At 73.4% G+C, this 13158-nt stretch carries 9 protein-coding genes; 4 read left to right on the forward strand and 5 right to left on the reverse strand.

Annotation, left to right across the window (positions count from 1 at the left end):
- Positions 1-3 precede the first annotated feature (3 nt).
- From MTP13_RS14910 to MTP13_RS14920, 3 genes are read left to right on the forward strand one after another with little or no spacing between them, the layout of a single operon-like run.
- Positions 4-1758: an ABC1 kinase family protein gene (locus MTP13_RS14910; RefSeq protein WP_243568475.1), complete on the forward strand. Its 1755-nt coding sequence runs from the start codon at positions 4-6 to the stop codon at positions 1756-1758.
- 20 nt (positions 1759-1778) lie between these two features.
- On the forward strand, positions 1779-3119 hold the full coding sequence (locus MTP13_RS14915) for an SWIM zinc finger family protein (RefSeq protein WP_243568476.1): 1341 nt from the start codon (positions 1779-1781) through the stop codon (positions 3117-3119).
- Positions 3116-6400 (forward strand): hypothetical protein, encoded by a 3285-nt coding sequence (locus MTP13_RS14920; protein WP_243568477.1) that lies wholly within the window; start codon positions 3116-3118, stop codon positions 6398-6400. The genes MTP13_RS14915 and MTP13_RS14920 overlap by 4 nt, the downstream gene beginning before the upstream one ends.
- 9 nt (positions 6401-6409) lie before the next feature.
- On the opposite strand, the gene MTP13_RS14925 is transcribed toward MTP13_RS14920, so the two are convergent.
- On the reverse strand, positions 6410-7216 hold the full coding sequence (locus MTP13_RS14925; protein WP_243568478.1) for an isoprenyl transferase: 807 nt from the start codon (positions 7214-7216) through the stop codon (positions 6410-6412).
- A complete protein-coding gene (gene recO / locus MTP13_RS14930) occupies positions 7213-8025 on the reverse strand; it encodes a DNA repair protein RecO (RefSeq protein WP_243568479.1) in 813 nt (270 codons plus the stop codon). The genes MTP13_RS14925 and recO overlap by 4 nt, the downstream gene beginning before the upstream one ends.
- A 98-nt stretch (positions 8026-8123) precedes the next feature.
- On the opposite strand from recO, the gene MTP13_RS14935 reads away from it, so the two are divergent.
- Positions 8124-8792 carry a trimeric intracellular cation channel family protein gene (locus MTP13_RS14935; protein ID WP_243570852.1) on the forward strand — a complete coding sequence of 223 codons (669 nt, stop codon included), beginning with the start codon at positions 8124-8126 and terminating at the stop codon, positions 8790-8792.
- A 180-nt stretch (positions 8793-8972) separates the two neighbouring features.
- Here MTP13_RS14935 and leuA read toward each other — a convergent pair whose 3' ends face one another.
- From leuA to MTP13_RS14950, 3 genes are all read right to left on the reverse strand, one after another.
- A complete protein-coding gene (gene leuA, locus MTP13_RS14940) occupies positions 8973-10745 on the reverse strand; it encodes a 2-isopropylmalate synthase (RefSeq protein WP_243568480.1) in 1773 nt (590 codons plus the stop codon).
- Positions 10746-10965: 220 nt separating this feature from the next.
- Positions 10966-12363, reverse strand: coding sequence for an ABC transporter permease (locus MTP13_RS14945; RefSeq protein WP_243568481.1), 1398 nt, complete (start codon positions 12361-12363; stop codon positions 10966-10968).
- Positions 12363-13124 (reverse strand): ABC transporter ATP-binding protein, encoded by a 762-nt coding sequence (locus MTP13_RS14950; RefSeq protein WP_243568482.1) that lies wholly within the window; start codon positions 13122-13124, stop codon positions 12363-12365. The genes MTP13_RS14945 and MTP13_RS14950 overlap by 1 nt, the downstream gene beginning before the upstream one ends.
- Positions 13125-13158 lie beyond the last annotated feature (34 nt).

Raw genomic sequence — 13158 nt, forward strand, 5'->3', positions numbered from 1 at the left:
CGGGTGACGCCGCGCGACGCCGGCGGCCCCACGCCGCCCGCCGCGGACGACGAGCGCGCCCGGCGCGCCCGCTCGCGCCGCATCCTGCGCTTCGCCGCCCGGCAGCTCGTGCAGCTCTGGTGGTTCGAACTCGCGCTGCCGAAGCTCGGACTCGCCGGCATCGCCGAGCGCACCCGCGCCGCACGGATGCAGCGGCTCGCCTCTCGCTTCCGCGGTCTCGCGGTCGAGCTCGGCGGTCTGATGATCAAGGTCGGCCAGTTCCTCTCCTCCCGGCTCGACGTGCTGCCGCCCGAGATCACCTCCGAGCTGGAGGGCCTGCAGGACGAAGTGCCCGCGGTCGCGTTCCCCGAGATCCGGGCGCTCGCCGAGCAGGAGCTCGGCGCGCCGCTCGGCTCGGTCTACGCCGCCTTCGACGAAACCCCGGTCGCCGCGGCCTCGCTCGGCCAGGCGCACCGCGCCCGGCTCGCCGCGCCCGACGCCGAGGACGCCGGCTTCGCCGAGGTCGTCGTGAAGGTGCAGCGCCCCGGCATCGACCGCATCGTCGCCGTCGACCTCGCGGCGCTCCGCCGCATCGCGGGCTGGCTGCGCCGAGTGCGGATCGTCGCGGACCGAGTGGATGCCCCGGCGCTCGTCGAGGAGTTCGCGCAGACGAGCCTCGAGGAGATCGACTACCTGCACGAGGCGGCCAACGCCGAACGCTTCGCCGAATCGTTCGCAGAGGAGCCGCGCGTCGACGCCCCCGCCGTCGTCTGGGCGCGCACCACCCGCCGGGTGCTGACGCTCCAGGACGTCACCGCGATCAAGATCAACGACACGGCGGCACTGCGCGCGGCCGGCATCGACCCCTCGGAGGTCGCGCACGTCTTCGCCGAGGTCATGTTCGACCAGGTGTTCACGCACGGCTTCGTGCACGCCGATCCGCACCCCGGCAACCTCTTCGTCACGCCCAGCGTCGCCATTGATCCGTCGGCCTCTGCGGGCGACGCGGCGACGCCCGCCTGGCGGCTCACGTTCGTGGACTTCGGCATGATGGCCGAGGTGCCCGCCGAGCTCCGCAGCGGGCTGCGCACCCTCGTGATCGCCGTCGCCGCACGCGACGGGCGCGGCATGATCGAGGCCGCACGGGAGATCGGCGTGCTCCTGCCGAGCGCGGACACCGGCGAGCTGGAACGCGCGCTCTCGCAGCTGTTCGAGCGCTTCGGCGGCATGGGCTTCGCCCAGCTGAAGGACGTGGACCCGAAGGAGTTCCGCGAGTTCGGCGAGGAGTTCGGCGATGTCGTGCGCTCCCTCCCCCTGCAGTTGCCCGAGCATCTGCTGCTCCTCATCCGGGCGATGGCGCTCACCTCCGGCATGTGCAGCGGGCTCGACCCCGAGTTCAACGTCTGGGACGCGGTCGAGCCGTACGCGACGCAGCTGCTCCGCGAGGAGGGCGGCGGGATGGCCCGCGGCTTGCTCGACCAGGCGATGTCGAGCGCCGGCATTCTCTGGGGGATGCCGCAGCGGCTCGACTCCGTCGTCACGAAGGTCGAGCAGGGCCGGCTCTCCTTCGACACCTCGCGCCTCGAGCGGCGCCTCGACCGGCTCGAGGGCGTCGCCCGTCGGGTGGTCTCGGCCGTGCTGTTCGCCGCCCTCCTCATCGGCGGCGCGGTCATCGTCGCGCCGAACCCGGCGCTCGGCTGGACCCTCGTCGCGCTCTCCGTGCTACCGCTGCTGCACGCCCTCCTCGCCGGGCTGTTCTCCCGGCGCGGCCCGCGGTAGCGCTCGGCTAGGCTGCCTGCATGGGGCATCGCGGATTCGCGTCGGCGTCGGCGGCGACCGCGAACGGACTCACCCTCGCGCTTGCCCCGGGCCTCGCGCCGAGCGGTCCCGATCCGCGACCGAGCTTCTTCCACGGCTTCGCCACCGAGCCGCAGCTCGTCGCCCGCGGACTGCTGACCCTCGCCGACCTCACCGCCACGCGGTACTTCAAGTACACGCCGACGACCCAGCGCGACCCGGTGCTGACCGCCCACGGCGACCGCCTCCGCGCCGAGGTCTTCTCGGCATGCAACAGCGTCTACGCCCGGCTCGACCTGCTCGCGAGCGGGCTCGACGGCGGCGAGGTGTCGCACGGCACGACGAACGTCGACCTCGGCCTCGCGACGAGGCAGGCCCTCATCGCGGTCGGGCGCTCCGAACTGTTCCACCTCGACGTCGGCGCCGACGGGCTCGCGCTCTCCACCCCGCAGACGACCGCCGTCGAACGCCCGGTCGAGATGCCGGCCCGCTGGATCCCGGCCTTCGGCAACGTGGCCGAGCTGCACCGCCGCCTGCGCCCCGCGTTCGAGCTGGACCGTGCGGGCGCCCGGGCGCTGCTCGGCTCGCTCCCGGCGACGACGGCCTCGGGTGCGAGCGGCTGGCTGACCCCGACCCCGAGCGGAGCCAGGCTCGCTCCGCGCCGAACCGGCAGCGCGGTGCACGTGCAGGGCCTGCACCGGCTCGCCGCGCTGAAACGGCTGCTCCCCCACGTGCAGGGGCTCGCCGTGTACGGAGCGGCGGACGGCGAGCCGGGGCCCACCGCCGTCGAGGTCTCGCTCCCGCACGCGCGTCTGCTCCTCGGGCTCACCGTCGAATCGTGGCGAGGCTTCTCCGGCGAAGGATCGCTCGTGAGCGCCCTCGCGCCCGACGACGTCGCCGAGCACGCTGCGCTGCTCTCGGCCCTGCTGGCCTTCGAGCCGGTGATCGACGTGGAGCGGCTGCAGCGGGAGTCCGGCCTCGGCCGCGCCCAGACCGAGTCCGGCATCGCCGTGCTCGCCGCCTCCGGCCGCGTCGGCTGGGACGTGCGGAGCGGCGCGTACTTCCATCGCGAGCTGCCCGACGATCCCGAGCGCGTCACGCGCGACCACCCGCGGGTGCGGACCGCCCGCCGCCTCGCCGCCGAACGGCACGTCTCGCCCGCCGAGGCCCCGGGCGAATGGCACGTCGAGGGCGGGAGCGCCACCGAGCCGGTGCGGTACCTGGTGCGGATCGGCGACGACGGCGGCCGATGCAGCTGCACCTGGCAACTCGGCGGCAGCCGCGACCGAGGACCCTGCGCGCACGTGCTCGCCGTGCGCATCCTGATGGAGGAGACCGCATGACCGACGCCCTCGCCCGCTCGCTCGAACTGTTCCGCGAGCTCGGCTGGGACGGCGCCCCGCTCCCCGACGCACCCGCGCTGCCGATCGGCACCGAGGCGCAGCAGCGCGAGGCGCGGGCCGGGCTCCGCCGCGGCGACTGGACCGAGTGGTCCGAGCACGACGGCGGCTTCGTCCGGGCCTCGCTCGTCGGCGAGACCGACCACGGGATGCTCGCCCTCTTCGCGATCCGCACCGGCGTCGACGCCAGGCGGGCCGAGGACCTGCTCGGCGGGGCCGGCACGGTGCCCGACGAGCTGGCGGCCGAGGTGCTCGCGACCCGCGGGCCCGAGTTCGCGACGGCGTTCGTCGCCCGCGCCTGCCGCTCGAACCGCCGCGCCTGGGAGCACTCCACGTCGGTGCACGCGGGACGCGCGGTGCGGCTCGTGCACCATCACGGTCTCCCGGTGCCCGAGAGCGTGGAGTATCTGAAGGACTGGTCCGTCTACGCGGCGCTCGCCCTCGGCGAGGAGGCGGAGCTCTTCCCGCAGGACCGCGGCGCGATCGACGCCGAGCTCCTCCGCTCACGCTTCACCGAGCACATCCGCGTCGGAATCGCCGTCGGGGCCCCGGCGACCGGGCCGTTCGGCCGCGCGGTCGCGGCCGGGGTCGCGGCAGGCTGGATCCGGCGGGACGAGGCGGTCGCGCTCGTGCTCCTCGCGCTGGACGCGGCCCAGCGCCCGGGAGACCGGAAGGCCTGGGCCGGCACGCTCGTCGGAGCACTCGCTCTGAGCGACACCGAACTCGTCGCGCACGCCGGCTCCCTGCTGGGCGCGCTGAGCCACGCCGAGGCGCCGGTCGTCGTGGCGCTCGCGCCGGCGCTCATCGAGCACGGCGACGCGGACGACGCGGCCGAGGCGGTGTCGCTCGCCCTCGCGACGAAGCCCAAGGCCGCTCGACGTGCGGTCCTCGACGCCGCCGAACGGCGCCCCCGGCCGCTCGCCGGCGCGGCGGGCGAGACCGCGCGACCTGCCCTCGCCGCCGTGGCGGCCGGGCGGGACGCGGGCCTCGCGAAGTCCGCGACGGCCCTGCTCGCACGCTGGGGCCTCACCGCCGAGGCGGTGGCGGAGCATCCCGTCGACGCGCCGCCCATCGCCTGGAGTGCCACGCCGCCGCTCTGGGAGGTGCCGAGGTTCGCCCAGGCGCCGGCGACGATCGAGGCGCTGTCCACCGCCGCCGAGCGTCTCGCCTCCCGCCCGGAGAACGCCATGGACCTCGAGGTGGATCGCTTCCTCGACCTCGCGAACGCCGTCGCCCGCAGCGATCCCGATCGTGCGCGCCTCGCCCTGCGGGGATTGAAGCCGAGCTGGCGGGCCGGCGTCGGAGCCGTGGCCGACTGGGTCGCCGAGGCGCCGATCCGCTCGCTCGACCGCCTCGTCGGCCCCGGCGGCGAGGACTGGCGCCACGACGTGCACTACCCACCGGCGACCGCTCGCGAGGCCGCCGTCGCGCAGCGCCTCGGCGAGGTGCCGATGCTGCTGTCGACCCCGAGCTGGGACGACCTTCGGATCGATCCAGAGGAGCTGCTCGCCCGGCTGCGCGCCCACCGCGACGCCGACGCCGCCGCGAGCGAGGCGGACCTGCTGCTCGCCCTGCTCCGGGTCGAGCTCTCGCTCGTCACGCCGGCGCAGCTCGACGAGCTCGCCACGCTCGAGGTGCCGGTGCTGCTGCAGTCCGGCGAGCGCATGGCGACGGGCGCGGGCCCCGCCGCTCGCGCCTACCTGCTCGACCCGCTCCGCGAGCCGGCCCTCGTGCAGGACGAGGACGGCGACTGGTCCCGCGCCGAGACGGCCCTCCCGGCCTCGCTCAGCGGATTCCCGCCGCGGCTCGACCCGAGCCGCTACGGCTGGGGCTCCCCGGTGGAGCTGCCGGGATGGGGCGACGGCACGCACTCGGGCGATTGGCTCGAAGCGGCGAGCGGCTACACCTGGCGGCAGCTCGCCCGCCGCGCCCGACCGTTCGGACCGCGCCAGGCCGCAGCGCTGATCGGCGGGCTCCGCTCGCCGCACGAGCAGGCCGCCGGCGCCATGTTCGAGGCCGTGCTCGAAGCCTGGGAGCGCGGCCTCCTCATCCCGGGCGTGGCCGAGCTCCGGCTCGTCGACCGCGGCGGCCCGAGCGGCGCGGCGCAGCTCGCCCGCGTGGCCGGAGAGCTCGCCGAGGCCGGACTGGGATCGCTCGTCTGGCCGCTTCTCGACCGCACCGTCGAGGCATCCCTCGCCGGCGTCCGGATGGTGCCGGGGACGGCGGAGCTCGTCGAAGCGATCGACGCCCTCCTGCCGTCCGCCCTGGCTGCCGTCGGCGCCGGCATCGCCGAGGCATCCGTGCTCGAGCTGCCGGGCGTCCGCGCGCTCGCCGCGCGGAGCGGCTCCTCGCGCGCCGTCGCCGCCGCCCGCGCGGTCGTCGCCCGCCTCCCCGAGGCGAGCGCGCCGGCCGCTCCCCCGGCCCCCGAGGCCGAGCCCGGGATCGATCTCGACGACGTCTGGCCGGCAGGCGACGGCGAGGGCGTGGTGATCGACGACGGCGTCGAACCGACCGCGACGGTGCTCACTCGCGGCTCGAAGCGCTTCGTGCCGCTCGAGTTCGCGCTCGCCGACGCCCCGGAGGTGCGCTACCGCGCCCTGATGGCGTGGGCCTACGCCCTCGACCGGGAAGGGCAGCTCGACGCCGAGACGGTCGACGGCGACGAGCGCCGCTGGATCGAATGGGACGACGCCGCGGGCCGGCTCTCGGTCTCCGAGTTCCGTGACCGAAGCACCGGCGGGGCCGGCCCGCGCAGCGACGGCCTCGAACCGCCGCTCACCTCGCTCATGGTCGCGGTCGTGCTCGCCTCGCTCTGCTCGGACGTCGAGTCGCGCTACAGCGTCGATGCGATGGTGGCAGCGCGAAAGTTCTCCGCGGCCTCGGTGCGGCTCGCCGCGCGACGGCTCCTGCCGCTGCCCGAGCTGACGCCCGCGCGCATGATGGGCTCGATCGAGCGAGAGCTGCGGGCGCTACCCGTGCTCTGGCCGCTGCTCACCGAGTCGGTGCGCTTCGCGGCGGCGCAGCCGAAGCCGCCGGCGTGGCTGAACCGGGTGCTCGATGTCGCGCTGCTGCGTGCCCCGGTGCTGCGGGCCGCGGCATCCGCCGGCCGGATCCCCGCCGAGGATGCGGCGTGGCCCGGTCTCGCGGAGCTCGCCGCACGGAAGGGCTCGTCCGCCGCGCTCGTCAAGGCGCGGGCGCTCCTCGCGGCGCTCGGACTCGGCTGAGGCGGCGGACTACTCGGCGCTGGGGGCGTCGACCGCGCCACCGAAGCGGCGGGTGCGCCGCGCGTACAGCTCGACCGCGCGCCAGAGATCGACGCGGGAGAAGTCAGGCCAGAGGGTGTCGAGGAACACCATCTCCGCATAGGCCGACTGCCAGAGCAGGAAGTTCGAGGTGCGCTGCTCGCCGGAGCTGCGCACGAAGAGATCGACGTCCGGCATGTCGGGCTGGTACAGCCGCTTCGCGATCTGCTTCTCGCTCACGGCGGAGGGCCGGAGGCGCCCGGCCGCGACGTCGTCGGCGATGGCCCGGACCGCGTCGGTGATCTCGTTGCGCCCGCCGTAGTTCACGCACATCGTCAGGGTCAGCACATCGTTGCCCGCGGTCAGCCGCTCGGCGAACTGCAGCTCCTCGATGACCGACTTCCAGAGCCGGGGCTTGCGCCCCGCCCAGCGGATGCGCACGCCCCACTCGTTCAGCTGGTCGCGCCGGCGGTGCAGCACGTCGCGGTTGTAGCCCATCAGGAAACGCACCTCGTCGGGGCTGCGCTTCCAGTTCTCGGTCGAGAAGGCGTAGACCGAGAGGTGCTTCACGCCGATCTGCACGGCACCGGCGACGACGTCGAGGAGCGCCGCCTCGCCGGCCTTGTGGCCTTCGATCCGGGTGAGGCCCTGGCGGTTCGCCCAGCGGCCGTTGCCGTCCATGACGACCGCGACGTGTTCGGGCACGGCCCCGCGAGGCAGCTCCGGCGGGTAGAGGCCGGTCCAGTCGATGGGGCGGTACGGCACCGCGTCGCGGTGCGTGTAGGGCTTCGGGGTCACGGAGTTCCTGTCTGGGCTGGCGCGCCGGGGGCCGGGCGCTCGGGCGCTGTGCGGGCCGCCGCCGGTCGGTCGGTCGGCTCGTCGGCGTCGCGGCTGACGTGCGGCAAGGAGCGGAGGCCCCGCTCGAGGTGCCACTGCGCGTAGGCGGCGACGATGCCGGAGGCCTGGTTGCGGTCGCGCTCGGGCGCTGCCTGGGCGCGCGCCCAGTCCCCGGTCAGCAGCGCCCCGAGGAGCGCGATCGTCGAGCGCTCGATGCGCGGCGAGCCGGGCGGCGCGCACTCGTCGCAGACGATGCCGCCGAGCTGCACCACGACCGCGCGGTGCTCGCCGGGCCTCGCGCAGCGAGAGCAGTCCTCGAAGCTCGGCGCCCAGCCGGCGAGGGCGAGCGCGCGGAGCAGATAGGAGTCGAGGGTCAGGCCCGGACCGTGCTCGCGCCGGGCGAGCGAGCGCAGCGCCCCGACGAGCAGCAGGTACTGCTGCAGCGAGCCCTCGGCCTCGGTGACGCGGTCGGCGGTCTCGACCATGGCGTTCGCGGCCGTGTACGCCGCGTAGTCCTGCGAGATCTCGGCGCCGTAGGAGCCGAGCGACTCCGCCTGGGTGATCACGTCGAGCGTGCGGCCCTCGTAGAGCTGCAGATCGGCGACCATGAACGGCTCGAGCCTCGCCCCGAACTTCGACGCCGTGCGGCGCACGCCCTTCGCCACCGCACGGATCTTGCCGTGCCGCCGCGAGAGCAGCGTGACGATGCGATCGGCTTCACCCAGCTTGTGGGTGCGCAGCACGACGGCTTCATCTCGATACACGGGCACCAGACGATTCTCCCACCTCGGGCCGGGCGAACCGCCGGAACACGGGACCATCGGCGGCATCCGCTTGCGAGAATGGGCGGGTGGAGACCTCGCAGTTCATGATCCCGCTCTGGCTGGACCTCACCGCCGTCGGCCTCGGCGGCGTGCAGGGCGCGCTATTCGCGTCCGGCTTCCGCGGCGAACGCCGGCTCGATCTGCTCGGCGTCGCGATCGTCGGCATCGTCATGGGCTTCGGCGGCGGCGTCATCCGCGACCTGCTGCTGAATCAGCCGATCGGCGCGCTGCAGAGCAACTGGTACCTCGTGACGGCGGTCGTCGCCTCGCTCGTCGGCATGCTGCTCGCCGGCCCGCTCTCCCGGCTGAACGGCCTCATCGTCGGACTCGATGCCGTCGTCATCGGCATGTTCGGCGCGTTCGGCACCTCGAAGGCGCTCGGCCTCGGCCTGCCGATCCTGCCCGCGGTGTTCGTCGGCGTCGCAGCGGCCGTCGGCGGCGGCATCCTCCGCGACATGCTGATGAGTCTTCCGGTCGCGATCATGCACGTCGGCTCGCTCTACGCGGTCGCTGCGGCGGCCGGATGCCTCGTGCTCGTCGTGCTCGATCTCTTCCACGTGCCGATCTTCATCGCCGGCATCGCCTGTGTCGTGGTGACGAGCATCATCCGCTGGCTCGCCGTGATCTTCGACCTCTCGCTCCCGGAGCAGCGCATGCTCAACCGCCGCAAGGTCGCCACCGAGACCGGCGTGCTCCCCGTCATCCGCCGCTGACCGCCCGAACCCCGACTCACCAAACCCGACTTGCCCGACTTTCATCAAAGTCGGGCAACTCTGAACTCACCAAACCCGACTTGCCCGACTTTCATCAAAGTCGGGCAACTCTGGAAATGGCGAGTCGCCCGGGTCCGGGTGGACGCGGACGACTCGTGGACCGACGGCTCGGCGAGCGGCTCAGACGGCGGCGAGCTCCGGCTCGGGCTCGACCGCGACCCCGCGCAGCGCGCGGTTCACCGAGGACACGACGGCCTTCAGCGAGGCGGTCGAGATGTCCGCGTCGATGCCGACGCCCCAGAGCACCCGGCCCTCGACCTCGAGCTCGACGTACGCGGCAGCGACGGCGTCGCCGCTCGCGGCGAGCGTGTGCTCGACGTAGTCGCGGAGCTTCACCTGCACGCCCTCGGCGCCGAGCACCGCGAGGAACGCGGAGATCGGCCCGTTGCCGCTCGCGTCGGCGTCGACGCGCTCGGCGCCGTCGCGGAGGCCGACGCGCACGTTCACGATGCCGTCGAGGTCGCTCTCCGTGCGGAGGCTCAGCAGCTCGAAGCGGCCCCACTTCTCGTCGGGGCGCGACTCCGGCGCCGGAAGGTACTCGTCGGTGAAGATGCGCCAGATCTCGTCGCTCGTGACCTCGCCGCCCTCGGCGTCGGTCTTCGCCTGCACGACGCCCGAGAACTCGATCTGCAACCGGCGCGGCAGCTCGAGCGCGTGGTCGCTCTTCAGCAGATAGGCGACGCCGCCCTTGCCCGACTGCGAGTTCACCCGGATGACCGCCTCGTAGCTGCGGCCCAGGTCCTTCGGGTCGACCGGCAGGTAGGGCACCGCCCACTCGAGTTCGTCGACGGTGACGCCGGCCGCCTCGGCCTTCGCCTCCATCGCCTCGAAGCCCTTCTTGATGGCGTCCTGGTGCGAGCCGCTGAACGCGGTGTACACGAGGTCGCCCGCCCAAGGGCTGCGCTCGTGCACCGGCAGCTGGTTGCAGTACTCGGCCGTGCGCTTGATCTCGTCGAGGTCGCTGAAGTCGATCTGCGGGTCGATGCCCTGCGTGAACAGGTTGATGCCCAGCGCGACGAGGTCGACGTTGCCGGTGCGCTCGCCGTTGCCGAAGAGGCAGCCCTCGATGCGGTCGGCGCCGGCGAGATAGCCGAGCTCCGCCGCCGCGATCGCCGTGCCGCGGTCGTTGTGCGGGTGCAGCGAGAGGATCACGTTCTCGCGGTGCGCGAGGTGCCGGCTCATCCACTCGATCGAGTCGGCGTACACGTTCGGCGAGGCCATCTCGACCGTCGCGGGCAGGTTGATGATGACCTTGCGCTCGGGCGTCGGCTCGAACACCTCGAGCACCTGGTTGCAGACGTCGACCGCGAACTCGAGCTCGGTGCCGGTGTAGCTCTCGGGCGAGTACTCGTAGTAGACGGCCGTGCCGGGGACGGTCGACTCCATCTCGCGGCACTTGCGCGCGCCGTGCAGCGCGATGTCGATGATGCCCTGCCGGTCGGTGCGGAACACGACCTCGCGCTGCAGCACGCTCGTCGAGTTGTAGAGGTGCACGATGGCCTGCTTGGCCCCGGCGATCGCCTCGTAGGTGCGCTCGATGAGGTGGTCGCGCGCCTGCGTCAGCACCTGGATGGTGACGTCATCGGGGATGGCGCCGTCGTCGATGAGCTGACGGACGAAATCGAAGTCGGTCTGGCTCGCGCTCGGGAAGCCGACCTCGATCTCCTTGTAGCCCATCTTCACGAGCAGCTCGAACATGATGCGCTTGCGCTCGGGACTCATCGGGTCGATGAGGGCCTGGTTGCCGTCGCGGAGGTCGACCGCGCACCAGCGCGGCGCCTCGGTGATGCGCCGATCGGGCCAGGTGCGGTCGGGCAGCTCGACGCGGAGCTGCTCGTGGTACGGACGGTACCGGTGCACGGGCATCGGGGACGGCTTCTGGGTGTTCTGCATGGTGCTCTCTTCTCGCTTCAGTCCGGTGGCAGCCGACGACGAACTCCGCAGCGAGGGAGGCCTAGAACGAGGACTCGCTGCGGCAGCTAAGGAGAAGCAGGCCGTGAAGCACGGAACCAGGGTAGCACCGCGACGGAGAAGGGCGGAACCGGAGCGTCCCCCACGGAGCCCCGGTCCCGCCCGGCGGGCACCCCCCTGGTGCCCGGTCTGATGGCCGCGCTCAGTCGGTCGCGAGCGCGACGACCGGCGAGACGCGCATCGCCCGTCGCGCCGGGGCGATCGAGGCGATCGCCGTGAGCAGGCCGGCGGCGACGATCAGGATGCCGATCATCGCCCACGGGATCCCGGGGAAGACGAACACCGGCTGCCCCTGCGCCCCGCCGAGCAGCGCCTGCGCGCCCGCCCAGCCGTAGACGAACCCGAGCACGAGCCCGGTGAGCGTCGCGGCGACCGTGAGCGCCGCCGCCTCGGCGACGATCATGCCGCGCAGCTGCCGCGCCTCGAAGCCGAGCGCCCGCAGCAGGCCGAGCTCGCGGGTGCGCTGCAGCACGCTGAGCGAGAGCGTGTTCACCATGCCGATCGCGGCGATGAGCGCGCTGAAGCCGATGAGCACGGCGAAGATCGCGATGGTCACGTTGAGCATGCCCTCGACGCCCGCGAACACCTCGGGCTGCGCCTCGATCGCCGCGTGGATCATCGCGCGGTAGGACTCCATCGTGACGGAGAAGGTGGTGACGAGGGTGACGCCGATCACGAGGCCGATGGTCATCCGGGAGGCGCGCTCGGGATTGCGCACCGCGTTCTCCGCGGCGATGCGGGCCGCCGGCGAGCGGCCGAACAGCCGCCCCACGAGCCGGAGCACCGGCGGCATGACGACGTGCGCGGCGAGCACGACGCCGGAGAAGGAGAGGATGCCGCCGAGCAGCCCGATCAGCACGCCCTCCGGCCTGACCAGTCCGACGACGATGCCCGCGGCGAGCAGTGCGGTGCCGAGCACGATCAGCACGACGGCGGCGATGTTCCGGCCGCGCCGGCGGACGAGCTCCTCGCGGTCGGACTCGACCGCCTGGCCGATCGCCTCGATGGGGCGCACCCGCAGCACACGGCGCGAGCCGACCCAGGAGGCGAGCCACGTCGTCAGCACGACGGCGATGGCGGGCAGCAGCACCGAGGCGTTCAGGTACTGGTAGTCGACCGCGGGCATGACCCCGCTCGCGACCGCGACCCGCTCGAGCCCGAACGCGGCGAGCGTGCCGAGCAGGATGCCGGCGGCCGCGCCGGCGAAGCCGACGGCGAGGCCCTCCCGGGCGATCCGGCCGCGCTCGGCGCGCGCCGAGGAACCGATGAGCCGCAGCAGGGCGATCAGCCGGGTGCGACCCGCGACGACCGTGGCCACCGTGTTCGAGGTGACGACCGCGCTGACGTAGATCGCGATGACGATGAACACCCACGCCACGACCGGCAGCATGAGCGCCACCGTGTCGCTGTCCCCCGTGACGGAGTCCGCGGCGATCGCGACGGCGAGCATGCCCGTGACGTGCAGCAGCAGGACGCCGAAGGTGCCCGCGAGCAGCGCGACGAGGAGGGTGGGGATCTGGTCCTTCAGCCGGGCGCGCATCAGGCCGCGGTTTCCATGGAGAGCATGAAGGAGGCGATCTCCTCCGGCGTCGAGCGGCCGGCGTCGCGGACGATCCGCCCGTCGGCGAGGTAGAGGATCCGGTCGGCATGGCTCGCGGCGATCGGGTCGTGGGTCACCATCGCGATCGACTGCCCGTAGCCGGCGCTCGCCCCGGCGAGCAGCCCCAGCACCTCGCGCCCGGTGCGGGAGTCGAGGTTGCCGGTCGGCTCGTCGGCGAAGACGAGGTCGGGCCGGGTGGCGAGCGCGCGGGCGATCGCGACGCGCTGCTGCTGGCCGCCGGAGAGCTCGTGCGGCCGGTGGCCGAGGCGGCTCTTCAGGCCGAGCACCTCGTACAGCTCCTCGATCCACATGCGCTCGTCGAGGCTGGGCTTGCGCCCGTCGAGCTCGAACGGCAGCAGCACGTTGCCGCGCACGTCGAGGGTCGGCACGAGGTTGAAGGACTGGAAGATGAAGCCGACGCGGCGGCGGCGCAGCACGGTCAGGGCGCTGTCGGGCAGCGAGGTGATCTCGGTGTCGCCGAGCCACACCTGGCCCGAGCTCGGGGTGTCGAGGCCGGCCATGATGTGCATCAGCGTCGACTTGCCCGAGCCCGACGGGCCCATGATCGCGGTGAACTCGCCACGGCGCAGCCCGAGGGAGACGTCGTCGAGCGCGGTGACCTGGCCGGAGCCGCTGCCGTAGCGCTTGCCGAGGGTGGCGACGCGGGCGATGAGGCCGAGGTCTGAGGGTTGGATCTGCATGTCTTCGACGCTACGGACCGGCCCCCGCCCCGGT

This window comes from Agromyces soli (assembly GCF_022811605.1).
Taxonomy (GTDB): domain Bacteria; phylum Actinomycetota; class Actinomycetes; order Actinomycetales; family Microbacteriaceae; genus Agromyces; species Agromyces soli.

Coding starts and splice junctions, on each gene's coding strand:
- MTP13_RS14950 (WP_243568482.1), bottom strand. CDS start 13,124: ATGCAGATCCAACCCTCAGACCTCGGCCTCATCGCCCGCGTCGCCACC.
- leuA (WP_243568480.1), bottom strand. CDS start 10,745: ATGCAGAACACCCAGAAGCCGTCCCCGATGCCCGTGCACCGGTACCGT.
- MTP13_RS14945 (WP_243568481.1), bottom strand. CDS start 12,363: ATGCGCGCCCGGCTGAAGGACCAGATCCCCACCCTCCTCGTCGCGCTG.
- MTP13_RS14920 (WP_243568477.1), top strand. CDS start 3,116: ATGACCGACGCCCTCGCCCGCTCGCTCGAACTGTTCCGCGAGCTCGGC.
- MTP13_RS14915 (WP_243568476.1), top strand. CDS start 1,779: ATGGGGCATCGCGGATTCGCGTCGGCGTCGGCGGCGACCGCGAACGGA.
- MTP13_RS14935 (WP_243570852.1), top strand. CDS start 8,124: ATGATCCCGCTCTGGCTGGACCTCACCGCCGTCGGCCTCGGCGGCGTG.